24 protein-coding genes and 1 tRNA gene are annotated in these 25367 nt (G+C 43.0%); 15 read left to right on the plus strand and 10 right to left on the minus strand.

Annotated elements, in window-relative coordinates; all coding sequences use genetic code 11:
- Positions 1–9 precede the first annotated feature (9 nt).
- Positions 10–84 (minus strand) — tRNA-Pro (locus tag J1N09_RS14140).
- Positions 85–268: 184 nt separating this feature from the next.
- On the minus strand, positions 269–2086 hold the full coding sequence (locus J1N09_RS14145) for a pyruvate kinase (protein WP_265200900.1): 1818 nt from the start codon (positions 2084–2086) through the stop codon (positions 269–271).
- A 125-nt stretch (positions 2087–2211) separates the two neighbouring features.
- On the opposite strand from J1N09_RS14145, the gene J1N09_RS14150 reads away from it, so the two are divergent.
- The 6 genes from J1N09_RS14150 (at position 2212) to scpA (ending at position 8349) form a co-directional block, all read left to right on the plus strand.
- Entirely contained in the window at positions 2212–3348 is a 1137-nt protein-coding gene (locus J1N09_RS14150; RefSeq protein ID WP_265200902.1) for a PQQ-dependent sugar dehydrogenase, read from the plus strand.
- 8 nt (positions 3349–3356) lie between these two features.
- A complete protein-coding gene (locus J1N09_RS14155; protein WP_265200903.1) occupies positions 3357–3794 on the plus strand; it encodes a c-type cytochrome in 438 nt (145 codons plus the stop codon).
- 76 nt (positions 3795–3870) lie between these two features.
- Positions 3871–4488, plus strand: a complete 618-nt coding sequence (gene udk, locus J1N09_RS14160; RefSeq protein WP_265200905.1) for a uridine kinase — start codon at positions 3871–3873, stop codon at positions 4486–4488.
- Positions 4485–4820 carry an FtsB family cell division protein gene (locus J1N09_RS14165; protein ID WP_265200906.1) on the plus strand — a complete coding sequence of 112 codons (336 nt, stop codon included), beginning with the start codon at positions 4485–4487 and terminating at the stop codon, positions 4818–4820. The genes udk and J1N09_RS14165 overlap by 4 nt, the downstream gene beginning before the upstream one ends.
- A complete protein-coding gene (locus J1N09_RS14170; RefSeq protein ID WP_265200907.1) occupies positions 4813–6180 on the plus strand; it encodes a methylmalonyl-CoA mutase subunit beta in 1368 nt (455 codons plus the stop codon). The genes J1N09_RS14165 and J1N09_RS14170 overlap by 8 nt, the downstream gene beginning before the upstream one ends.
- Positions 6181–6216: 36 nt before the next feature.
- Entirely contained in the window at positions 6217–8349 is a 2133-nt protein-coding gene (gene scpA / locus J1N09_RS14175; protein WP_265200908.1) for a methylmalonyl-CoA mutase, read from the plus strand.
- A 35-nt stretch (positions 8350–8384) separates the two neighbouring features.
- Here the strand turns inward: scpA and J1N09_RS14180 are convergent, their stop codons facing one another.
- On the minus strand, positions 8385–11153 hold the full coding sequence (locus J1N09_RS14180) for a M16 family metallopeptidase (protein ID WP_265200909.1): 2769 nt from the start codon (positions 11151–11153) through the stop codon (positions 8385–8387).
- 57 nt (positions 11154–11210) lie between these two features.
- On the opposite strand from J1N09_RS14180, the gene J1N09_RS14185 reads away from it, so the two are divergent.
- Both J1N09_RS14185 and J1N09_RS14190 read left to right on the plus strand, forming a co-directional pair.
- Entirely contained in the window at positions 11211–11861 is a 651-nt protein-coding gene (locus J1N09_RS14185; RefSeq protein ID WP_265200910.1) for a GNAT family N-acetyltransferase, read from the plus strand.
- A gap of 46 nt (positions 11862–11907) precedes the next feature.
- On the plus strand, positions 11908–12789 hold the full coding sequence (locus J1N09_RS14190) for an SDR family oxidoreductase (protein WP_265200911.1): 882 nt from the start codon (positions 11908–11910) through the stop codon (positions 12787–12789).
- Here the strand turns inward: J1N09_RS14190 and J1N09_RS14195 are convergent.
- Positions 12786–13940, minus strand: coding sequence for a hypothetical protein (locus tag J1N09_RS14195; RefSeq protein ID WP_265200912.1), 1155 nt, complete (start codon positions 13938–13940; stop codon positions 12786–12788). The two genes, J1N09_RS14190 and J1N09_RS14195, sit on opposite strands and share 4 nt — an antisense overlap.
- 136 nt (positions 13941–14076) lie before the next feature.
- Here J1N09_RS14195 and J1N09_RS14200 point away from each other — a divergent pair, with 136 nt between their 5' ends.
- Genes J1N09_RS14200 through J1N09_RS14230 form a run of 7 tightly spaced genes read left to right on the plus strand, consistent with a single transcriptional unit; the run spans position 14077 to position 19937 of the window.
- Positions 14077–14841 carry a ParA family protein gene (locus J1N09_RS14200; RefSeq protein WP_265200913.1) on the plus strand — a complete coding sequence of 255 codons (765 nt, stop codon included), beginning with the start codon at positions 14077–14079 and terminating at the stop codon, positions 14839–14841.
- 6 nt (positions 14842–14847) lie between these two features.
- The gene (locus J1N09_RS14205) at positions 14848–15750 is read left to right on the plus strand and encodes a ParB/RepB/Spo0J family partition protein (protein ID WP_265200914.1); all 903 of its coding nucleotides are present in this window, start codon (positions 14848–14850) and stop codon (positions 15748–15750) included.
- Positions 15740–16336 (plus strand): DUF5683 domain-containing protein, encoded by a 597-nt coding sequence (locus tag J1N09_RS14210; protein WP_265200915.1) that lies wholly within the window; start codon positions 15740–15742, stop codon positions 16334–16336. The genes J1N09_RS14205 and J1N09_RS14210 overlap by 11 nt, the downstream gene beginning before the upstream one ends.
- Complete coding sequence (gene dapB / locus J1N09_RS14215) at positions 16333–17031, plus strand: 4-hydroxy-tetrahydrodipicolinate reductase (protein WP_265200916.1); 699 nt, start codon at positions 16333–16335, stop codon at positions 17029–17031. The genes J1N09_RS14210 and dapB overlap by 4 nt, the downstream gene beginning before the upstream one ends.
- 45 nt (positions 17032–17076) lie before the next feature.
- Positions 17077–18690 (plus strand): signal peptidase I, encoded by a 1614-nt coding sequence (lepB, locus tag J1N09_RS14220; protein ID WP_265200917.1) that lies wholly within the window; start codon positions 17077–17079, stop codon positions 18688–18690.
- Positions 18691–18696: 6 nt separating this feature from the next.
- Positions 18697–19311 carry a signal peptidase I gene (gene lepB, locus J1N09_RS14225; protein ID WP_265200919.1) on the plus strand — a complete coding sequence of 205 codons (615 nt, stop codon included), beginning with the start codon at positions 18697–18699 and terminating at the stop codon, positions 19309–19311.
- A 17-nt stretch (positions 19312–19328) separates the two neighbouring features.
- Positions 19329–19937 (plus strand): WbqC family protein, encoded by a 609-nt coding sequence (locus tag J1N09_RS14230; protein ID WP_321160818.1) that lies wholly within the window; start codon positions 19329–19331, stop codon positions 19935–19937.
- On the opposite strand, the gene J1N09_RS14235 is transcribed toward J1N09_RS14230, so the two are convergent.
- The 6 genes from J1N09_RS14235 to ribH form a co-directional block, all read right to left on the minus strand.
- Complete coding sequence (locus tag J1N09_RS14235) at positions 19938–20963, minus strand: endonuclease/exonuclease/phosphatase family protein (protein ID WP_265200920.1); 1026 nt, start codon at positions 20961–20963, stop codon at positions 19938–19940.
- Positions 20964–20981: 18 nt separating this feature from the next.
- Positions 20982–21848: a rhomboid family protein gene (locus J1N09_RS14240; RefSeq protein ID WP_265200921.1), complete on the minus strand. Its 867-nt coding sequence runs from the start codon at positions 21846–21848 to the stop codon at positions 20982–20984.
- Positions 21849–21850: 2 nt separating this feature from the next.
- Positions 21851–22588, minus strand: coding sequence for a rhomboid family intramembrane serine protease (locus J1N09_RS14245; RefSeq protein WP_265200922.1), 738 nt, complete (start codon positions 22586–22588; stop codon positions 21851–21853).
- The gene (mutL, locus tag J1N09_RS14250) at positions 22589–24442 is read right to left on the minus strand and encodes a DNA mismatch repair endonuclease MutL (RefSeq protein WP_265200923.1); all 1854 of its coding nucleotides are present in this window, start codon (positions 24440–24442) and stop codon (positions 22589–22591) included.
- A gap of 6 nt (positions 24443–24448) precedes the next feature.
- Entirely contained in the window at positions 24449–24742 is a 294-nt protein-coding gene (locus J1N09_RS14255; protein WP_265200925.1) for a hypothetical protein, read from the minus strand.
- Positions 24743–24868: 126 nt separating this feature from the next.
- Positions 24869–25366, minus strand: coding sequence for a 6,7-dimethyl-8-ribityllumazine synthase (ribH, locus tag J1N09_RS14260; RefSeq protein ID WP_265200926.1), 498 nt, complete (start codon positions 25364–25366; stop codon positions 24869–24871).
- Between the last annotated feature and the right edge of the window lies 1 nt (position 25367).

Below are 25367 nucleotides of genomic sequence, written 5' to 3' on the forward strand. Positions count from 1 at the left end.
TTTTCTCGGTCGGGGTGGCAGGATTCGAACCTGCGACCTCCTGCTCCCAAAGCAGGCGCGATAACCGGGCTACGCTACACCCCGAGTAAACAGCTTCCGCTGCAAAAAACAATATTCAAATCCCAAATTCCAATAAACTACCAATCCAAGTAGCCCGGGAACCGAGCGGAGTTTATCCGTAGTCTTCATTAGGATATGACTCCTTTTTGAAGTGTGCAAATATATTCTAAATTTTGAAACAGAGAAGTTTTTATAAAGAATTTCCTGCTCAGAGTTTCGCTAGTTTCGGGAGCATGTGTTCGTTCTTCTCATGGAAACGCTCCATATCGATCAAAATGGTATTGAGCAGCCTAATAGCATCAAGGATGTATGCTCCTTTATTCAGCATGACACATTCTGCCCGAAGTGAGGAAGTTGCATCGGTAATTTCAGAACGTGAAGGCAATCCTTTTTTAGCCAGGTTCTCAAGCACCTGTGTGGCCCAAACTACCGGGATATGGGCTGCTTCGCAAAGGGAAAGAATCTCGTTTTGGACCTGGCCAATACGGTCCCAGCCAATTTCCACGGCAAGGTCTCCCCGGGCAATCATGACTCCGATATATCGAGATCTCATGGCTTCAAACAAAATATCTTTTAAATTCTGATAGGCCATTTTGGTTTCAATCTTTAAAATTACACTGATGTCTTCTAAAGCATTCAACGATTTCAATTCGGCGAACAGTTCTCGGACATCTTCAGCATTATTCACAAATGAAAAGTTCACTATATCCGCATGTTTTGCCACAAATTTCAGGTCTTCTCGGTCTTTTTGTGATAATCCATTGATATTCAATTGACTCTGCGGGAAATTCATTCCTTTTTCTGCACGAAGCTTGGTTCCATTATCAAGTGAACGTGTAATGCGAACGATGAAATAATCTGAAGTACATTCAATAATCTTTCCCTCTATCTTACCATCGTCAAAAAGAACGGTCTCCCCTATTCCTACTTGATCTATCAATTCTGGTGTGAGACAAGAGACACGGGCTGGTTCGATCACCTTTCCTTCAGTATCCAATCTGGCTGGGATCCCGGGTAATTGTTCCCTGGTAATGTAAATTTCATCACCAACATTAAGCAATATAGCCTGTTCCATGGCGGGAAGTGTGCCTACTAAGGTGCTCGGAAGATTTATGTTCTTCGGAATAATTCGGGTTCCCGTACTGATATAGCAGGTTTTATATGTTTCTACCAGCACCCGTTCTCCCGTTTCAATGACGTGGAGGCGACGCTTCTTGTCCCTGGTATCAACAAGTTTTAACTTATCTCCTTTTTGCAGTTTTCTCAACCAGGCCGCATCTACCACCAACTCTTTTTGGTTACTGGTTCCCGATAGTTCCTTTACCAACTGAATCAAAGCAGGTTTGAGTATGTGCCCTGATTCATCCCTTTTAGGTGTGAACTTTCGAATTCGCGGTCCCGGTTCAATTGGACCTGTACGAATTTTAGGGCCCGCAAGATCCATGGCGATCTTTACATTCCTTCCAACCATTGCTGCCGCTGCATTCACATTCTTAATTATCTTAAGCCAGGTTTCTTCATTATCATGCGCGCAATTGATTCTTGCGCAATCCATTCCCGAAGACACCATATTTTGCACCATTTCGTAGTTTGTAGCAGCTTCACTGGGTAGAGTGACCATTATTCGAACTCGTCGCTTGTCTTTAATTTCTCCTAATAGGTCGATAGTTCGAGACCTGAGCATTAACTTTCCCACTTGAATCGGGAGACGATTGGGCGATTCGAGCCCCGGTTGTTCCCCTAGAAGTCGCTTCAGGATCAAGATTGTATTCAATAGGCTGGATTCAAGATGGCTTCCAGCATTTGCCAAACGTGAAAGGGCCAAATTTCGTAGTATCTTCTGTATTTCTCTCAGATCCTTCTCCCTAAAGGCATCGTAATGCACCATGTTAATGGCACTATCCCTGTAATAGGGATCCACATTATCTATTCTCAATCTCTCCGCAAGCTCTCTCTGATGAATGTGATCAACTATCGTTTCAATTCTTTTTACGAGATCAGCAACCTGGGATCGATCAATCTTCATTTTCCACCTATTTTGATTAGTAATATTTTGTTAATTCAAGCTTGAATTTGCTGAAAATGTTATAAATTTCAGTTATACTAAGATACGGCTCAGCGCCCTAAAAATCAATGAATACATGTTAAGCTATGAATAAATTTCATTTGAACTATTTCACGCTTTTCTTTTTGATATTTAGCCTGTTAACGTCTTGTAATGACATTAGGAATGAGAATGATATAGCGGTAAGATCTGAGGCACAGAGAACCTACTCGACAGAACGGATTGTTGATAATCTTGACAATCCATGGGGTATGACCTGGTTACCCGACGGTAGTATGCTCATTACCGAAAAAAGGGGAGATATCATTCGTTTCAAGAATGGAACAAAGACCAAAATTGAAAACGTTCCCGGCATCTATGTTCGAGGACAGGGAGGGCTCCTCGACATTGAATTGCATCCCGATTACAAACAGCACCCATGGATCTATTTCACCTACGTATCTTCAGAAGGAAAAGGAAGCGGCGGTAACACTAAAATATCCCGGGCAAAACTGCGAGGGAACTCGCTGGTTGAAATAGAAGATCTTTATAAAGCTTCTCCTAACAGCAGCAGGGGGCAACATTTCGGGTCGAGGATCGAATTCGACGACGAAGGCTACCTTTATTTTAGCATTGGAGACCGAGGAGATCGCGATGTGAATCCGCAGGATATAACTCGCGATGGCGGTAAGATCTATCGCCTGGAAGATGATGGAACCATCCCTTCTTCCAATCCTTTTGTTGGAGATCCCAATGCTAAACACGCTATTTTTACCTATGGAAACAGAAATCCCCAGGGTATGGCGAAACATCCGGAGACCGGAGAAATTTGGATCCACGAACACGGACCAAAAGGGGGTGATGAGATAAATATTGTAAAAAAGGGAACCAACTTCGGTTGGCCTGTAATATCCTACGGAATTAACTACAGTGGTACAAAATTCACCGAAGAAACAAAGCGGGAAGGGATGGCACAGCCCGTCTATTACTGGGTGCCATCAATAGCTCCCTGCGGAATGACCTTTGTTACCGGCAACAGATATCCCGAATGGAAAGGCCACTTACTTGTGGGGTCATTAAAATTCAATTATGTGGAATTAGTAAAACTGGACGGTGATAAAGTAATCGGAAGGGAAAAAATTGCCGAAGATATTGGACGAGTAAGAAATGTAAAACAAGGACCTGATGGTTATATATATATCGCAGTGGAAGGCGATGGAATTTATAAAGTAGTCCCGAATTAATATTAAATATGCGAATACTTATTTCTTTTATAGTCGTAGTACTTCTCTTTGGTTGTGAGTCGAAGCCTAAAAAGCGTGCTTCAGCAGCACAATTGAAACCAGATAGTGCCGAACAACTAGCGGCCAGTATCGAACGTGGTGGGATATTATACACGGATTTCTGTATGCAATGTCATATGGCCAACGGAAAGGGTATTGAAGGAACCTTTCCGCCACTTGCCGGATCGGATTGGCTAACCGATAAGCGATCCGAGAGCATTCATGCTGTAAAATACGGCCAATCCGGAGAGATCGTAGTGAATGGAAAAACCTATAACAGCGTAATGGTAGCCATGGGGTTGAGCGACAAGGAGGTGGCAGATGCTCTGAACTACGTGATGAACTCATGGGGAAACACCCAGCAAAAAATGGTCACTGCAGCGGAGGTTTCGAAAGTAACAGAATAGAGGCTATTGTTAAATAGGACGTGCGTCATGTTTTCGCTTTAACATTATTGCTACTTTTGTACAAACCGTAAAGCCTATGCTTACTATTGGTATTGCCGGGGGTACCGGTAGCGGTAAGACAACCGTTGTCCAACAGATTATCGATCAATTGCCCGAGGGCGAGGTTTGTATTATTTCACAAGATTCATACTATAAAGATACCAGTCATCTAACCTATGACGAGCGTGTGGATATCAACTTCGATCACCCTCAGGCCATCGATTTCGACTTACTCGTTCAACAGCTCAAAGAACTTCAGCAAGGAAAGTCGATAGAACAACCTGTTTATTCTTTCGTTGAACATAACCGAACCAAAGAGACATTAACAACACACCCAAAGAAGGTCGTTATCGTTGAAGGCATTCTGATACTTACACATCCCGAGATACGAGACTTGTTCGACCTGAAGATATATGTTCATGCAGATAGCGATGAACGATTGATCAGACGATTAAAACGGGATATCATGGAACGTGGCAGAGACCTTGACGAAGTGCTAAACCGCTATCAAACTACGCTGAAACCAATGCACCAGGAATTCATCGAACCTACCAAAGAATACGCCGATATCATCATTCCTACGAACCGTTATAATACCGTTGCCGTTCAACTCATAAGGAATATCATTAACCAGAAACTGGAGGACAAAGCGTGAAATTTTCCGAATTAAAAAAGAACAAATGGTTTTTGGTTATCAGCAGTACCTATGTGCTGATACTCATCTTTTTTATCGTGTGGATGATCTTTTTCGACACCAATTCATACTTTATTCATCGCGAACTTGACGAGGATATAAAGGGCCTGGAAGAGAATAAGGAATTCTATAAAAAGGAGATTGAGAAAGACAAGGCATTCATAGAGAAAATGAAGGACAGTTCGGAAATGGAGAAATTCGCACGCGAGAAATATTACCTTAAAAAGGAGAACGAAGATATTTATATCATAGAGGACGAGGACAGCCTTAAAAACAGTAAGGACAATGAGTAAACTATTTGAAGAATTTGAAGGTGTTTCCGCAAAAGCCTGGAAGCAGAAAATTCAGATGGACCTGAAAGGAGCCGATTACAACGAGACATTGATCTGGCAATCTCCTGAAGGTATTCATGTTAAACCATTCTACCATCGTGACGACTTCAAGAATGAATTCAGCCCTGTGCCGGGTCATCCGGATGAATGGCAGGTAATGCAGCAGGTGCATGTAGACGATGTCAAAATAGCAAACAAATTAACCCTGGATGCACTAGACCGCGGTGCCGAAGCGATCTTCTTTACTGCGAATAAAAGCTTCATCATCAATACGCTTTTTGATAAATTCGATTTCAGCAGATGTGCGCTATACTTCAGTTTAGATTTCCTGGATGCTGATTTCATACATTCTCTTGTTTCATTTCTGAAAGGGAATCATGCAAGGGCATTTTACAACGTCGATATCATAGGCCACCTGGCAAGATCCGGTAACTGGTTTGAAAACCTGCAGTCGGACCACACTGTCCTTGATAAACTGATGTCTACATTTCCTTCGGAAAATATACTGGGTGTAAACTCAGGGATATACCAGGAAGCAGGCGCGAATTTAGTGCAGCAACTTGCTTACACCCTCGCACATGCCAATGAATACCTGAATCACTTTCAGCAACAAAAATCAGTGCGAATTAACTTCGGCATTGCTGTTGGGAACAACTATTTCTTCGAAATTGCCAAAATAAGAGCCCTGCGGAAGCTCTACGCAATTGTAGCGCAAGAGTATGGTATGCCTACCGAATGCAATGTGCAGGCAGTGCCTTCGCGAAGGAACAAATCGATCTACGATTACAACGTAAATATGCTGAGAACAACTACCGAATGCATGAGTGCCGTTCTGGGAGGTGCAAATGCAATTAGTAATCTACCTTACGATGCTCTCTATCATAAAAGCAATGAATTCGGTGAACGTATTTCTCGAAATCAATTACTTATTCTGAAATCGGAAAGCTATTTTGATACTGTTTCAAATCCCGCAGACGGCACCTATTATATCGAATCCCTTACGGATCAACTAGCAGAAGCTGCCCTCAAGTTATTCAAGGAGATCGAAGCTTCAGGCGGATTTCTGAAAGCCCTGAAAGAAGGAACCATTCAGAAAAAAATAAAGGAAAGTGCCAATAAAGAGCAGCAAGCATTCGACAATGGGGAAATCGTACTACTGGGAACCAACAAGCACCCCAATCCGGATGATAGAATGGAGGACCAACTAGAACTATATCCCTTTGTAAAAATGGATCCCAGAAAAACATTGATCGAACCGATAATCCCTCGCAGACTAGCCGAAAACCTTGAAAAAGAACGCATCGCTGGCGAAGCAAAGTAAAATAGTATTGCAATCATCCAACAAAATTTGGAAATGATGAGTAGAAAAAACCTGGAACATTTAAACCTGAAAAATATTCCTAACAAAACCTCCGGAAGTGAAGCAAGAAGCAGCTCAACTGCCGAGGATATTAAGATAAAGGGTGAATACAGTGCATCGGATCTTTCTGAATTGGACCATCTTGATTTCGTTGCTGGCATCGCCCCTAACCTCCGCGGTCCATACGCTACCATGTATGTAAGGAGGCCCTGGACGATTCGCCAGTATGCAGGATTTTCAACGGCCGAAGATAGTAATGCATTCTACCGAAGGAATCTAGCGGCCGGTCAGAAGGGTCTATCCGTAGCTTTCGACCTTGCAACCCACCGTGGCTACGACAGTGATCACGAACGGGTAGTTGGAGATGTTGGGAAGGCCGGCGTAGCTATCGATAGTGTTGAGGACATGAAGATACTCTTCGATCAGATCCCGCTTGATAAAATGAGTGTTTCCATGACTATGAATGGCGCCGTTTTACCAATCATGGCATTTTATATCATTGCTGCTGAAGAACAAGGTGTAGCCCCCGAAGCACTAGCAGGAACCATTCAGAATGACATCTTGAAGGAATTTATGGTGAGAAACACATATATCTATCCACCTACTCCTTCCATGAAGATCATAAGCGATATTTTTGAATACACTTCCAGGAAGATGCCGAGGTTCAACTCCATCTCTATTTCCGGATACCATATGCAGGAAGCCGGAGCTACATGTGACATAGAATTGGCTTATACTCTCGCAGACGGTTTAGAATACATCCGTACTGGTTTGGAAGCAGGTATGGATATCGACAGTTTCGCTCCCCGTCTTTCGTTTTTCTGGGCAATTGGAATGAATCATTTCATGGAAATTGCGAAGATGCGAGCTGCTCGTATGCTATGGGCTAAACTGGTGAAGCAATTCAATCCGGAGAATCCAAAATCCTTATCGCTTCGCACGCATAGTCAGACAAGCGGATGGAGCCTTACGGAACAAGATCCTTTCAATAACGTTGCCCGAACCTGTATCGAGGCAGCAGCGGCAGCTTTCGGCGGAACACAGTCGCTTCACACCAATGCACTGGATGAAGCCATTGCCTTACCCACCGACTTTTCTGCCAGGATCGCGAGGAATACGCAGATCTACCTTCAGGAAGAAACCCATATCACTCGTACCGTTGACCCATGGGCGGGAAGTTATTATGTAGAATCACTCACTAATGAGATCGCCGAAAAGGCATGGGCACTTATTCAGGAAGTGGAGGAACTCGGTGGCATGACCAAGGCAATCGAGGCTGGAATTCCGAAGTTGCGAATTGAAGAGGCTGCAGCGAGAAAACAGGCACGTATTGATAGCGGACAAGATGTGATCGTGGGTGTGAATAAATACAGGCTTGAGAAAGAGGATCCGCTTCATATCCTGGATGTCGATAATCAAAAAGTTCGGTTGGGACAGATCGAGCGGCTTAACCGGATCAAGAAAGAAAGAAACAATGAGGCTGTTTCAAAGGCCTTGGATAAATTAACCGAATGCGCCAGCACGGGTGAAGGAAATTTACTAGATTTAGCGGTAGAAGCAGCCCGTGAAAGAGCTACTCTCGGCGAGATCTCCGATGCGCTGGAAACGAAATTCGGAAGGTATAAAGCACAAATTCGATCCTTTAGCGGCGTGTACAGTAAAGAAATTAAGAAAGACCCATCCTTCGAGAAAGCGAGGGAAATGGCAGATAAGTTTTCAGAAATGGAAGGTCGTCGACCCAGGATCATGATTGCCAAAATGGGACAGGATGGCCACGACCGTGGTGCCAAAGTAGTGGCCACTGGATATGCCGATGTTGGCTTCGATGTAGATATTGGCCCATTATTCCAGACGCCATTTGAGGCAGCTAAGCAAGCCATGGAGAACGACGTCCATGTCCTTGGGGTATCATCCCTGGCGGCCGGACACAAAACACTGGTTCCTCAGGTAATTGAAGAATTAAAGAAGCAAGGCCGTGATGATATCATGGTGATCGTTGGTGGCGTAATTCCTCACCAGGATTATCAGTTTCTATTTGACGCTGGCGCAGTGGCTGTATATGGCCCGGGTACTAAGATCAGTGAAGCGGCAATTGAAATGCTGGAAATCCTTATCGATTCTGTAGCATAAAAAAAAGCTGTCTTTCGACAGCTTTTTTTCGAATTTTAGTTCTTCAATTTATCATCCTTGGAGACTTCTAGCATATTCTTAAAGTCACCAGCGTTTACAACTGTCCATTCGGTGATTGGTTTGAAGTATTTTTTGATAATCGCATTGACATCTTCAACGGTGAGTTTTTTCACCTTTTCTTCTATTCCTTTTTGGAACATCATATCGCGCTCGAAGAAAATATTGTTGTTGATGGCACTTGCTAATTCATTATCCTTAGCTCGTCCAACTGCTTGTGCTTCCACCCAACCATTAATGGCATTGTCTAATTCTTCCTGGGTGATACCGTCGGCTATGAACCTATCGATCTCCTCCTTGAATCCCAGCTGAACTTTATCTTCATTGTCAGGTGCGTAGATAGCATATATAGACATTGATGAGTTTTTCTCTTTATTACTATCGTCTACGGTCACGTCTCCTCCGGCTCCATAGCTCACACCATCTTTCTGACGCAGGCGTTCCGCTATCCTCGAATTTAAAAATCCTCCACCAAAGATGGAACCTGCGATTTGCAAGGCTGGATAATCATCATTGTACTGATTGCATTCAAACGTCAAGGTTCCAACGGTAATAGCATTTTTCTTGTCCGGTGTCTTGATCTTTTCGTTTGCTGGTTTAACGGGATGGAAATTCTGAGGAATCTGTGTGAATGGCTTATCCGACTTGAAACCTGAAAATTCTGTATCAAAGAAATTCTTTAGCTTTTCTTCATCGTAGTTACCAATGGCAATCACTGTCGCGTTATTGGATATTCCGTAAAAGTCGGAATGATATTTCTTCATATCCTCGATAGTAACTGCCTTTATTGCTTCTTCTCTCTCCTCTGTGGTCATATTGTATAAGGGGTGCCCTTTAGGGTAATTCTGGTTAATTTGTCCCATTCGAACAGATGCCTGGTATCCTGGTTCACTTTTATTCATTTCAATATTTGCCAGGTCCTGTACACGTATCTTTTCCAGTTCTTCCTCAGGGAAGGCGGGATTTTTCAACATATCCGCTGCCAATGCCAGGGTTTCCATCAGGTTTTCTTCTTTCGAATTTATATAAGTAAATATTTTGCCGTTGTTTCCACCGAAATAAATGGAAGACTTCAATTCGCTTAATTTATCTTCGATCTCCTGCCGTGTTTTGGTTTTAGTTCCTTTGTTCAGCATACTGGCGACATAGGATGCCGTCATTCCCTTGTTCATAAGATCGTCAACCGTTCCGTTTCGCATGGCGAAATTCAAATAAACCGTCTTACCTCGGTTGTCTTTTTTGATCAAGCCATAGTCTATACCGCTCTTTTCCCATTTGCCCTGCTCCAGGCGTTGTTGAATGTTATCATAGGAAACATCAAAGGCTTCTCCGGCGGCATATCCTTCACGGCCTTTGTAGTTGGCCACTAACTCGTCCAATCCATCTGTATGAGGAATTCCAACCCTGACCGGGTTTTTGGTAGGAACAAATCTTCCTACGGTGCGGTTGGTTGGAATAAAATATTTTTTTAAGGCATTGTTTATCTGTTCTAAAGTAGCTTCCTCTACCCTGTCACGGTGTATAAATGCCAATCGCCAATCACCAGCACCAATAAACTCACTCATATAGGTTCCCAGATAGGAAGAATTACGGAATATCTCGTCCATCTCTTTCAGCAAATTAGCTTTGGCTCGTTTTAATTCTTCTTGTGTGATTGGGTTATCCTTTAGTTCATCGAATAATGTCAACATCGTCTTTTCAGCCTCTTCATACGATTTCTCCGAAGGAATATCCATATTGAAATACATAAACGATGGCTCTTTGGTAAATGGTGCAAACGACCAAATAGACGAAGCTTTCTGAGAATCGATCAGGGCTTTGTAAAGTCTGCCCGAAGGTTGATCCGTCAGCACATTTTCAATGATAGACAAGGCAGCATAGTCTTCATGAGACCCGGCCGGTGTGTGATAAAGAGCCGCCATCACCTGAAGGTCCCCTACTCTTTCCAATTTTACCATTCGCTCCCCGTCTTGCGGAGGTTCAATAGTAGGAACATCCCTGAGCGGTAGGGGTGGGTTTTTAAGTGGACCGAACTTCTTCTGAACCAATTCCAGGGTTTTGTTCTTATCGAATTTACCGGTGATCATTAGCACCGCATTATCCGGACGATAGTATTTCTTGTAGAAAGCTTTCAGGTTATCAATAGGTACACGTTCAATGTCGGATCGATTACCAATAGTGGATTGTCCGTAATTGTGCCAAAGGAAGGACGCGCTTATCACTTGCTTCATAAGTACATTGGTAGGTGAATTCTCGCCTGCTTCGAATTCGTTTCTCACTACCGAAAACTCAGATTCGAGGTCTTTTTTGGCGATATAGGAATTTACCATCCTGTCGGCTTCCAGGTCCAGGGCCCAATCGAGGTTTTCATCGGTTGCATTGAAGGTTTCAAAGTAATTGGTCCTGTCGTACCAGGTGGTGCCATTAGGCCGCGCCCCATGAGAGGTGAGTTCCTGTGGAATATCCGGGTGGTTGGGTGTCCCCTTGAAAACAAGGTGCTCCAGAAGGTGAGCCATACCTTTTTCTCCATATCCTTCGTGGCGTGAACCCACTTTATAGGTGATGTTCACCGTGATGGTCTGGGCCGAATTATCAGGGAACAACAATACTTTTAATCCATTGTCAAGCTGATATTCAGTAATACCTTCTACCGAGGCGGTTTGCTTTATTTGAGCGTAGGACACAAATGAAGCAATGAATAGCGTGATTAGAAATATTCGATTGATTGTCTTGAAGTTAGCTTTCATTTTTTATTGAAGTTGATGTTACCGATTAAAATTACACCAAAGACAAAAAAAGTCTAAATGAAAAGCGTTAAAAGTGTGTTAAGCAGGATTATACTGACAAAACCGTGGATTTATCCAACATACTTATTTCTGAAGTTATTCTTTTCTGAAAGAAATATATACATTAGTCAGATGGAATATGTTATTACAACCGAGCGCCTGGGATTACGCAATTGGAAAATTTCAGACGAAAAACCCTTTGCTGAAATGTGCGCGGATTCTGAAGTTATGAAGCATTTTCCTAAAGTACTTGCCAGGGACGAATCCATAGCTCTAATCCGAAGGCTACAGGCGCATTTTGAACTTTACGGTTATTGTTATTTTGCAGTCGATCTTTGGGAAACCGGAGAGTTCATTGGCTTCATAGGGCTTGCAAATCAAAACTGGGAAAGTGAATACACACCTTGTGTCGATATTGGCTGGCGAATGAAACGTTCTGCCTGGGGAAAGGGCTATGCCACCGAAGGGGCCATGGCCTGCATCGAGGCTGCGAAAGACAAATTCGGTATTGATGAAGTACTGGCTTTCGCAACGGATACAAACATCGGTTCACAAAAAGTGATGCAAAAGATCGGGATGAAGAAGATCGGAACTGTTCAGCATCCCCAAATAGAGGGAGATCCCAGATTTAAGCATTGTGTAGTTTATAAATCTATTATGCAAGCATAATAATTTTGATTTATTCCGTACTTTTATCATTCTTAAAATTCAATTCATGGATCTTCATGCTAAAATGCTTCGCGATGACGCACTCAAAGGAAAAACAATAGTTGTTACCGGCGGGGGTAGCGGACTCGGAAAATCGATGACGACCTACTTTCTGGAACTAGGTGCCAACGTAGTGATCACTTCACGTAACCTGGAAAAACTGGAAACGGTGAAGGCAGAACTGGAGGCCCAAACGGGTGGAAAGGTCTTGGCTGTGCAATGTGATGTTCGTCACTACGACCAGGTGGAGGCCTTGCTGGAAGCTTCTGTAAAGGAATTTGGCTCCGTGGATGTACTTCTGAATAATGCCGCGGGTAATTTTATATCTCCTACCGAAAGATTATCGGCCAACGCCTTCGACACTATCATTGACATTGTTCTTAAAGGAACAAAGAATTGTACGCTGGCATTTGGTAAGCATTGGATCGAGAAGAAGGAAACTAACAAAGTCGTGCTCAACATTGTCACCACTTACGCCTGGACCGGATCTGCCTATGTAGTACCTAGTGCCACCGCTAAGGCTGGAGTATTGGCTATGACTCGCTCATTGGCAGTTGAATGGGCCAAATACGGTATGCGTTTTAATGCCATCGCGCCAGGCCCCTTCCCTACCAAAGGAGCCTGGGACCGACTATTACCTGGAGAACTAAAAGAAAAATTCGACCCTGCTAAGAAAGTGCCGGTAAAACGTGTAGGTGAACACCAGGAACTGGCGAATCTCGCGGCCTATATGGTATCCGACTTCTCCTCATACCTCAATGGAGAGGTTATCACCATAGACGGCGGAGAATGGCTTAAAGGCGCAGGACAAATGAACCTACTGGAAGAAGTACCACAACAAATGTGGGATATGCTGGAAGCGATGATCCGCTCTAAGAAAAAGTCCTAGTTAAGATAATTAGTCGATTGAAGGTGCTCATCCATCTCCCTGTCGTACACATACATAAACAGCACTGCCATCATATCCCTAAATTCATCCGAAGGATTGTTTGTAAGTAATTGTAATTCATATTGGTGATCGACGTAGATGGGAATCCCTTCAACACTTGAATAGGAAGAAACGTTTTTGAGTCCGATCTTCTCCTCGTAATTCTCGCATTCGATGGTGTACACCTCCTTATCGGCAGTTAGATCGTAGAGTGTAAATCGCTGGGCATCGGGATGCAAGTGAGCAGTCATGGCATGAATAGTTGTATCCTCTTCAAAGTGAAGTTGATAAGTAACGTCGAATTTGTAGAGGTGTTCTCCCTTAGGTAGTACCCAATGGCCTGCTAATCGAACACCTTCGGCATCTGGGAATGAATGATTTTTAAGATCCAGCGGTAAGCAAAGATTAGGATCGTCGCTTCGCTCCGGGTGATCGGGGTTATCACGGTTGAAATCCTGTAGCAGTACCAGGGCTTTAGGAACCAATGGTTTTAACTGTTTTTCGGCAGGTTCGATTCTAAATTCAATATTATGCTTCACTTTGAAGAAGGCGTCCTCAATATTGTGATTCAGAGTACGGGAAGCGATGATAAATGCATCTTTGCCTGTTATGGGAAAGCCAAATCCTTCCGGAAAATTAACTTCATTAATACCATTGGATAAAGTACCCAGCCTGGGATATCGAACATTAATGCGCTTTGGAAGTTTTAGATTCTGGTAATGAATCCCACTAGAGAAATCGATATTGGTATGGCAAAGAAAATCATTGTTGTGTTCGTAAGTTCCCTCCCTAAACACCTCAGTCTTAAAACCCGTGATCCATTTTAAATTGTCGTCTTCGGGATTCAATTCCAGATTGAGTATGGCCTGGGGGCCATCCATGGATTGGTAAATGTTATCCACGAGCAGATCGGGAGACTCCAGTGCAATAGTGCTATCGGAATGTGAAATTTCCCAATCGTGATCAATAATCCGAAGGCCGTGCAGTAATGTAGTCTTTACAATCGCTTTATGGCGATTGGATAGTTGAGCGTACCAGATTCCTCCGGCAATGATTCCGAAGAGAACAATGCCAGCAATTATCTTAGGGCGGAATAAACTTTTCAACTTCATCAGGTACTTCTTAAAGGCTAAGATACGCAATAGACTGAGACAAACGGACACACTAATTGTTCACTTTCTGTTAACAAAATTGATTTCGATTCCCCGTAATTAATCGTATTTTTAGTGCTTAATTTCAACAAACCTAATGGGTAAAATAATTGCTGTCGCAAACCAGAAAGGAGGCGTGGGTAAGACCACTACATCGGTAAACCTCGCCGCTTCACTGGGAGTATTGGAGAAAAAGGTGCTATTGATTGATGCAGATCCCCAGGCAAATGCTACTTCGGGGCTGGGAATTGATGTGGAAAATGTGCAGCATGGAACCTACCATCTCATAGAACACACTGTTTCAGCAAAAGATGCCATAGTACAGACTTCCTCTCCAAATCTTGATCTTATTCCGGCCCATATAGACCTTGTGGCCATAGAGATCGAGCTCGTGGATAAGGACAATCGCGAATACATGCTGAAAACTGCCATTCGTGAATTAAAGGAGGATTACGACTATATCCTGATCGATTGTGCGCCATCTCTTGGGCTGCTTACCCTGAATGCACTTACTGCGGCAGATTCGGTTATAATTCCCATCCAGTGTGAATATTTCGCGCTGGAAGGCCTTGGCAAGCTTCTGAATACTGTAAAGAGCGTTCAAAAGATACACAATCCTGAACTCGACATTGAAGGTTTGTTACTCACTATGTACGACTCTAGGTTACGACTCTCAAACCAGGTTGTGGATGAAGTAAAAAAGCACTTCGATGAAATGGTTTTTAAAACAATCATTCAGAGGAATGTCCGTTTAAGTGAAGCACCCAGCTTTGGTGAAAGCATAATTAGTTATGACGCCAGTAGTAAAGGTGCCAATAATTACTTAAGTTTGGCAGAGGAATTAATAGAAAAATCCGCATAAGTTTTTATGGCGAAAGCGACGAAAAAACAAGCTCTGGGCCGAGGCCTTTCAGCGCTGCTGAAAGACCCTGCCAACGATATCCAGTCTGTTGAAGACAAAAACGCCGATAAGGTTGTTGGAAATATCGTTGAGCTTGAGCTGGCCAGTATCGAGGTGAATCCATTCCAGCCAAGGACGAGTTTTAATGAGGAAACCTTGAGAGAGTTGGCTTCTTCCATACGTGAATTAGGCGTCATCCAACCCATTACCGTTCGCAAGCTGGGTTTCAACAAATACCAGTTGGTGAGTGGTGAGCGCAGATTTCGTGCTTCCAAGCTTATAGGTCTCGAAACCATACCTGCATACATCCGCATTGCCAACGACCAGGAATCCCTGGAAATGGCGCTGGTTGAGAACATTCAACGGCAGGACCTGGATCCTATAGAGATCGCCTTATCCTATCAACGGCTCATCGAAGAAATACAGGTAACCCAGGAAGCCTTGAGCGATCGAGTTGGTAAGAATCGCTCCACCATCGCTAATTATTTACGACTTCTGAAATTGGATCCCATTATCCAAACCGGTATGCGGGATGGGTTTATTTCCATGGGACATGGACGGGCTCTGATAAATGTTGACAATACTGATACACAGCTGGACATTTACGAAAAGATACTCAGCAATAAGCTTTCCGTTAGGGAGACTGAAGCTATGGTACGAGCGCTAAAGGCGCCATCCACTACCACAACCAAGGCCGCTTCGAAAGCAATTCCTTCTTATGCACTGGACGCAAAAAATGAACTTTCCGAGTTCCTTAACAGCAAGGTCCAGGTGAAAGTCTCAGGCAAAGGAAACGGGCAGTTTGTTGTACCTTTTGCCAATAAAGAAGAATTCCTCCGAATACTGAATCGCATAAAAGGTGAAAAGTAGGCTCGTATATATCCTATTCATACTCTCGGCAACTTCGATCTTCGCTCAAACCACAGATTCCCTGAATGTTTCGAGGGAAGAAGTCCTTGTAGTGCGCGATTCTGTAACCACTAAACAGGTGTATGATCCCCTTGCTCCTTCCAGGGCAGCTTTCTATTCTGCAGTTTTGCCAGGCTTGGGACAAGCCTACAACAAAAAATACTGGAAGATACCAATCATATATGCCGGGATGGCTACCGGGGTCTACTTTTATATCCAAAACGATAATGATTACGATCGATTTCGCAATGCTTACAAACGAAGACTTGCCGGCTTTACTGACGATGAATTCTACGGTAATGGAGACTCTCCGGTGATATCTGATGAACGATTGATAGACGCTCAACGATCCGCTCAACGTAATAAAGATGTAAGCATCATTGTCTCTCTCGCCTTTTACCTGGTAAATATCATCGATGCTAATGTCGATGCGCATCTTAGTCAGTATAATGTGAGCGACGATCTTACTTTGAGTCCGAATCTTTATGTAGATCCGTTGAGTGCACAGGCAAATTACGGATTGTCCTTTAAACTGAATCTCAAATGAAAATTGCACTTCTTGGCTACGGTAAAATGGGTAAGACTATCGAAGCACTGGTAAAAGAAGCAGGGTATGAGGTAGTGTATACCTCAGACAAAGATCTTGAACGGGGAGTCTTTAAAGAGGCAGATGTAGCCATTGAATTCTCTACTCCGGAGGCAGCATTTGAGAATATTCAGAAGTGTTTGAAGGAAGGAATTCCCGTGGTGAGTGGTACAACCGGATGGTTGGACAAATACGATGAAGTGCTAAAACTATGTGAAGACCGTAACGGAAGTTTTATCTATGCGTCCAATTTCAGCATTGGGGTAAACCTCTTTTTCGGTTTGAATGAATATCTTGCAAAGCAGATGAAACAGCGATCCGAATACGATGTTCGGATTTCAGAAACACATCATACCCAAAAGAAGGATGCTCCCAGCGGCACGGCGATTACGCTTGTTGAGGATATACTCGAAAACCTGGGGTACAGCAATTGGTTTTTAGAAGGTACTACAGGAGACGGAGTTCCCATAAAAGCCAGGCGAGAGGGCGATGTGAAAGGAATTCACGAGATCGAATATCGTTCGGAAGTTGATAAAATCAGCATCCGTCATGAAGCGTTCAATAGAGACGGATTTGCTCGAGGAGCATTGTTGGCGGCCGAATGGCTTCAGAATAAAAAAGGAGTTTTCAGCATGAAAGATGTGCTGGGATTATAAAACAACAACATTAGAGGGAAAATTTCCTTCTGAAAAGGATACAAAATGACGTTAACTGGTTGGTTATTATTCGCATTAATATTACAGGTTGTTCACTTTCTGGGAACCTGGAAATTGTATGTCAAGGCAGGTAGGAAAGCATGGGAAGCTGCAGTGCCAGTGTACAATGCGGTTGTCCTGATGAAGATCATTAACCGCCCTTGGTGGTGGGTTATACTGCTGTTTATCCCTATTGTGAATCTTATCATGTTTCCGGTGGTTTGGGTGGAAACCATTCGGAGTTTCGGAAGGAATAATGCCACGGATACGGCCCTAGTGCTAATTACCCTGGGACTTTACATCTACTACATCAACTACACCCAGGATGTGACCTATATTGAAGATCGCGACCTAAAACCACGCACCAGTACCGGTGAATGGGTGAGCTCTGTACTATTTGCGGTTGTTGCTGCTACTATTGTACACACCTACATCATGCAGCCCTACACGATTCCAACTTCATCTCTTGAAAAAACGCTTCTTGTTGGAGACTTCCTGTTTGTGAGTAAATATCATTACGGAGCTAGGGCGCCGATAACACCGGTTTCACTCCCTATGGTACATGATACAATTCCCTTGGCGAAGACAAGGTCGTATTTCAAAGGTCCGGAATACCCTTATTTTCGTTTTCCCGGATTCGAAAATATCGACAGAAATGAGATCGTTGTATTCAGTTGGCCGGTGGATACATTGGTCGATATTGTACGGCCGTATAAAGGTACATACATCAAACCCATCGACAAGAAGACTAATTATGTGAAACGCTGTGTAGGTTTACCTGGTGACTCATTAGAGGTTAGAGATGGCTATGTGTTTATCAATGGCAAACAAAATGAACTTCCAGATCGGGCGAAATTGCAGTTCTCATATGTGGTAGAGTCTAAGAATATTTTGGTACTAGTCAGAGATGGTAAAGCAACGTCCACTCCTACTCCATTTATTGCCAATCGCTATGATATATCAGACGTTCAGTGGGCGGGACAGGATCCGAATACTCAAAATCATCTGCATATCGCCCAATTAACGGACGAAACCGCAGCAAAGTTGAAGAATAATCCGTCTATCGTAAGTATCGAAAGAAGGGTACAGGATTCTTCACAAAGTGACGCAAACACCTTTCCACAGCACCCTGCTTACGCCTGGAACACGGATAATTTCGGACCAGTTTACATACCGGAAGCTGGAAAAACGGTTGCCATAACCCCTGAGAGCATTCCTCTTTACAGGCAGATCATCGAAGTGTATGAAGGACGTGAATTGGGAATTGAAAACAAGATCAGCCAGAAAGGCAACCAGGTATTGCTCAACGGAGAGCCAATAACTGAGTATACTTTCAAAATGGATTATTACTGGATGATGGGTGATAACCGTTCGTACTCACAGGATGCAAGAGCCTGGGGGTATGTGCCGTTCAACCACGTAGTTGGAAAGCCGGTATTCGTCTGGTTCAGCTGGAACACTAATGGACAGGGAATAGCGAACAAGATCCGTTGGGAACGACTATTTACCACAGTTCATGGAGAAGGAAAACCTGTATCCTATTTTAAATATTTCGTTATTCTATTAGCGGGATGGTTTGTGTTTAATTTCTTCAGAAAAAGGAAGAAGAAAAAAGCGTAATTTCAAGTGAATATAAAAAGTAAAATTCTGATTTTTTCGGGCCTTGCTTTTATCATTGTACTTGTTGTTTTTTATCATTTTCAACATTTCTTCAGACAATACCATATTCCTACCAACTCTAATGAACCGGCATTGCCTGTAAATTCAACAATTTGGGCTTCAAGTTTTAAGGATTATGATCGATATGATTTTGTGATCTTTGAACAATCTGACACTACATATTATGTCTTCAGATTAATTGGCTTACCCGGAGAAACCATTACTTTCAAGAATGATGTGACCTATGTGAATGGCAGGAATGTGGATAGCCTTCTAACTTTAAAGCATGCCTATTTGGTAGATCGAAGTGAAATTGAAAACCCACAATACGGATATAATATCAGCCATTTTCCGATCAACGATTCAACCTATGTAAAATTTATGATAGATTCGATCGCACTAAAACGCAATTATAAAAAATGGAAGAATCCATCGGATTTGAACAAGATAGATCAAACCATCAAATTAGGTGATGATGAGATATACGTAATGGGCGACAATCGTGATAATGCAATGGATTCAAGGGAAATCGGTCCGGTAAAGACAAATAAGATAGTTAGTGTAGTATTAAATAAAAGATAGTTATCCAAACTCTATTAATCCATCCAAGCTATTTTCCATCCATCGCCCACATGGTTTCCATAGCTATTGCCGAAGAAGTGATCTTCGAAGTGGAAGACAATTACCAAAAGCAAACCTATCGGAACAGGTCCCATATCGCTCACACCAATGGACGCTTATTACTAAATGTACCTATCAAACACAGTAAGGATGGCAGAAGGCAAAAGACAAAAGATGTTTTTGTGGAAAACAGCTTTCCCTGGCAATCACAGCATTGGAAGTCACTTCAGACAGCCTACCGCACCTCACCTTATTTCGAATTTTACGAGGATGATCTGGAACCTCTGTTCAACAAACCGGTGGAAAAGCTAATGGATCACAACCTGGAGATTTTTAGTGTTATTTCAGAATTGATTGGGCTCGATGTGCACACTTCTCAAACTGATCAGTATGAAGTAAATACCAATTATTTTGACCTGCGCTCCCTTGTAGTTTCCAAAAGTGAAAAGGAGCAGAGTTTTTCTTCCTATACCCAGGTATTTCAGGCGAACCACGGCTTTTTGCCAAACCTATCCATCCTGGATCTCCTTTTTAACGAAGGGCCCAACACATTAGATTACCTGGAAGAACAGAAATTAGTGTTATGATCACTCCGTTCGCCTGGGCCACCCTAAGGTCGCGAAAACGGGCTTGTGATCAGAGAAGGAGGTTTCAAGCGTCTCAAAATTAATTACATCGAAAGAATTTTCTGAAGCCATGATATAGTCGATACGCATAGGGTAAAAATCGAATTTAAAGGTCGACCCTATTCCATTTCCCCTCACAAGAAAAGCATCCGTCATATCCTTCGTGAGCTTTCGGTAAATGTAGGAGAACGCGGTGTTGTTGAAATCACCAGCCATTAATACCGGATAAGGCGATGTAGCCTTGTGTTTCAAGATTTCTTCTACCTGTCCTTGTTGTTTCTTGAAATTACGCGCCATGCGCAACCTGATACGCTCCGTATCGCCATCCTGCAAATAACCTACATCGGGAAGAATGCCGATTGACTGTAGGTGCAAATTATAGACGCGAATAGTATCACTTCCTTTTGCTATATCGACATAAATGCTGTTGTTATAGGATTTATTAAAATCGAAAGCTCCCTTGTTTACAATTGGAAATTTGGAGAAGACAGCATGCCCTAATTTATTCCCTTTTTTAAAGTGAATGAAGCTGTAGGGGTAACTGCTGAAGTCGACGCTGTTTGGGTTATAGTACTCCTGAACCGCTATCACATCGGGTTGTTGTGTTGCGATCATTGTCGAGAGTACTTCTGAAACTTCGGCGGTGTCCACTTCTTTTTCATAGGCATTGAATAAGCGTACGTTGTAGGACGACAAAGACAGCGTTTCGCGGTATTCTTTCGTATCCCCTTCCGAAGAGAATTCAATGAACGGACCAAAATGCAAATAAGCGATAAATAGTACCAGGGCGGTTAAAATGCCTTTCTTCCATCGCTTAAGGAACCAGTAAATCAGGAAGATGATATTCAGAAAGATAAGGGGAGAAACCGCAAGACTCGCCATGGACAGATTGGGAAAACGTTCAGGAGCAAGAAAGGGAACAATGAAGGAAAGTGCCAGTAAAAGCACGGCAATTCTGCTGCCCCAAAGCATTAATCTGTAAAGCATCCCTATATTGGTTTCGTTTTAGTCTTCTTTTCCTGCCTTGAACAGGAAATCTTTTTCCGCCTTTGTCAGGCTATCATAACCACTCTTACTGATCTTATCCAAAATTGCATCCACTTTGCGCTGGTGGTCACTTTTATCCATTGACTTATCTCCGGCCGATCTTTTTGGCGTTCGATGAACTTTCTTAAACGGCTTTTGTTTTCTGGTTTTAAAGAGTCCGGCGAACCAATCCATAATGTTTTCGAACCACTTCCCAATATCGTTTCCTTTTGCCAGTTGAACGGCATACACATATCCGAAGATCGCTCCTCCTATATGCGCCAGCATGCCTCCCGCATTTTCACCGGTTGAAATACGAATAAGATCAGCCACAATAAGAAATACCGCAATTTGCCATAATTTTATATTGAATACAAAAAGCCGGAGCTGTGTATTGGGAGAATAGGTAGCCATGAAGGCTATTATCGCCATAACGGCACCTGATGCTCCTAAAAGATATCCATGTCGTTCGAATACCGGGAAAATATTATATGAAAGCACGTATAGCAGCCCTCCTGAAAAGGCTCCCAGCAAATAGATGGTGAGCAATTTTTTTTCAGAAAATAAATTTAAGATCATCTTTCCGAAAACATAGAGGAAGATCATATTGAATAAAATGTGGAATACTCCGAAGTGGATAAAACCGTAGGTAAAGAATGACCAGGGCTGTGTCACGAATTCCGATACATCATCAGGAAGAGTGAGCCAGGACGTGATATATTGAATATCCGCTTGCATGAAAAAACTCACCAACCGAAATGCCAGGAAGAGGATGGCGTTGATGATGATAAGCTTCATCAGCATATCCGCTGTTCTGTATTTATATGTAAGGGAAGTGGCTGCCATTCCTAATAAAGTCTTGTGTTGTCGAAACTATTCTTTTTCCAATACCACGCCATAATAAATCCAAAGATCGCCCCTCCTATGTGCGCCCAGTGAGCAATACCCATTTGCGTACCGGTAATACCAAATATAAGGTCCATTGCGATCAATCCGGGTACAAAATATTTGGCTTTTATTGGAACCGGAAGGAAAATAAGCATGAGTTCAATGTTTGGAAACATAATGGCAAAGGCTACGAGTATCCCGTAGATTGCCCCGGAAGCTCCTACAGCAGGTGTATGGAAACTTGACGCCATTTTGGTAATTGAATCCATTGGAACAGTTTCAAGTACGGCCCGGCTTCCACCCTCTCCGAAATTAAGATAGCCGGCTATTTCGGCCGGGCTCCATCCTCCCTGCAACAAGGCATCCGATACCGACGTAACATTGTAGTAATTCACTAGTGTATGGATCAATGCTGCTCCCAATCCTGCTGAAAAATAGAAGAACAGGAATTTTTTCCTGCCCCAGCGCATTTCCAAAGGAGTTCCAAAGGCCCATAGAGCATACATGTTAAACAGTATATGCATAAAACCACCATGCATGAACATGTGAGTAACCGGCTGCCATAACTGGAAATTAGGATTCTCAAAATAGTATAATGAGAAAAGCCTGAAAGAGACTTCTTCATTCATCAATGTGCCAATAAAAAACAGCGCATTGATAACGATAAGTACTTTTATAGTTTCCGAAATTCTTCCCATCTACTTAAATCGTTTATCCAGGTCGTTAACATCCAACGTAACTACTACAGGAGTATTGTCGGGAGAGACACTGGGTTCCTTGCAAGCGAATAATCTATTCACAAGATGTTCTCTTTCCTCTATATTTAGAACTGTCCCGGTTCTTACCGCCATTCCACGGGCCATACTTTTTGCTAGCAGGTCGTTCATACTAAAACTGGCATCAGGAACCTCGTTTTTAATATCAGCGATGAGTTGTTCCAGGAGTTCTCCAATGTCTCCGTGCTTAAGTGCTACGGGTGTACCAGCGATGGTTAGTTTCTCTTCTGAAAAAATATCGAACTGAAAACCGGTATTCTCCAGTGCTTCACGAACTTTGGATAGCACGTCCATGTCCGGTTTGCTGAATTCCAGCTCCAATGGAAACAACAGTTGCTGACTCACGGCTTCCTTTACGGTTATATTCTGAAGGAATTCCTCGTACAAAATACGCTGATGGGCCAGGTGCTGATGAATTACCATCAAACCACTTTTTATCGGACTTAAGATGTATTTATTCTGAAGCTGAAAGCTGAATTGCCCTTTTTCCGTTTCATTAGTATCGAAAAGACGACCGCTAACTTCCTCACTTTCGAATTCTATCTCGGTGGCGTCCACTCCCGAAGGCATGGTTCTAAATTCATCTTTCAAACCTACATAGAGCGACTCCCAATTAGCCGATTTATCCTTGAATTTCGTATATCCCCCGGCTCCTTTTCCTCCACCCGATTTGAATGGATTAAAATCCTGATCAACCTCTATGGTTGGCGCCACGGGCGACTTTTTACTGTACTCATAAGGTGTGTCGAAACTACTATCCTTGTCGAAATCGAGCACGGGTGCCACACTGAATTGCCCCAGGCTATGCTTAACCGTAGCCCTGAGCATGGCATATATGGCGTGCTCATCGTCAAATTTTATCTCGGTTTTGGTGGGGTGTATGTTGATATCGATTGAAGTAGGTTCTACTTCCAGGAAAAGAAAGTATCCGGGATGCATACCATCTTTGATCAAACCTTCAAAGGCCGAATTCACCGCATGGTGCAGATAAGGACTCTTAATAAAACGATCGTTTACAAAGAAAAACTGTTCTCCCCTGCTTTTACGCGCAAATTGAGGCTTCAATGCGAAACCACTCACTTTAACAATCTCGGTTTCTTCCGAAACTGGCACGAGTTTTTCGTTTGCTTTACTTCCAAAGATATTTACAATGCGCTGGCGTATGTTGCTTTCCGGTAAATTGAATACGGTGCTGCCGTTGTGGGTCATGTGGAAGGAAACCTGCGGATGTGCGAGGGCCACTCTGTGAAATTCATCAATGATATGACGCGTCTCAACAGGATTACTCTTAAGGAAGTTTCGCCTAGCCGGGATATTATAGAAAAGATTTTTTACTGAAATTGTAGTGCCTACCGGAACTACTTCAGGATCCTGGGATACCACCGAACTCCCCTCAATTGAGATCCTTGTTCCTACTTCTGCCTGCTCGGTCCTGGTTTTGAGTTCTACGTGGGCAATGGCCGCAATGGATGCCAGTGCTTCCCCCCTGAAACCTTTGGTGTGTAAATTGAAAAGATCCTCTGCCGATTTTATCTTGGAAGTTGCATGCCGTTCAAAACTTAACCGGGCATCCGTAGTGCTCATCCCACAACCATTATCGGTAACCTGGATAAGAGTTTTTCCGGCATCTTTTACAACGAGATTGATCTTTGTAGCACCAGAATCAATGGAGTTTTCCAGCAGTTCCTTCACTACGGAAGCAGGGCGTTGAACCACCTCTCCCGCTGCAATCTGGTTAGCAACATGATCCGGTAAAAGCTGAATAATGTCTGGCATCGACAGTTACTGTGTAAAAATTGATAGGTCGAAATCAATAATCCAGAGGAAAATAAATACGAGTACCATAACAATGATCAAAACAGTACGGTTGAGCTGGAAATTTCTCCGACTCCTCATATCTTTCCTCGCATCCCGCCAATGCGCACCAAAATCGTTTTTATTATAGGTGTCAGCAAACTTGTCGAACTTCGTACCAAACTCATACGGAGTGGTATCCTCGTCCTTTCCTTTGTAATACCGAGGTGTATAATTGTATCGATTATTGGGCTTAACGCGTTTTAGAAAACTGATTTTCATAGGAACGGAATTAGGTCAAAGGTACTTAAAAACCTGAAGTTTTTAACCTTCAATATACGGCTTCTTATCAACAATTACCGTACCGTAAATTGTTTGTCAGTCGGGCTCAGAAAGTAGAAGTAAAGATCAGAATCTGGCGTCCTTCCTGAGTTGCGCCATTTTTATGGCTGCTATGGCCGCCTCGGTACCTTTGTTACCATGCTTTCCACCACTGCGGTCTATGGCTTGCTGCATGGTGTTGTCGGTAAGCACACAAAAGATGACCGGAATATCTCCCTGAACGTTCAAGTCTTTGATTCCCTGGGATACAGCTTCACAAACGTAATCAAAGTGTTTGGTCTCACCCTGGATCACAGATCCAATGGCAATTACGGCATCCAGCATTTCGTAGGCTTCGGTCATTTTCTTGCATCCGTATACCAATTCGAAACTTCCCGGAACATTCCACCGAACGATGTTTTCTTTTATTCCACCACAATCGATGATGGCATCGAAGGCTCCCTGGAACATCCCCTGGGTGATATCCGAATTCCATTCAGAAACAACAATCCCAAACCGAAAGTTTTTCGCGTTTGGGATTTCTGTGTTATCGTAAGATGATAAATTTTTATTTTCAGTAGCCATT

Source organism: Aureitalea sp. L0-47, from assembly GCF_026126405.1.
Classification (GTDB): domain Bacteria; phylum Bacteroidota; class Bacteroidia; order Flavobacteriales; family Flavobacteriaceae; genus Pukyongia.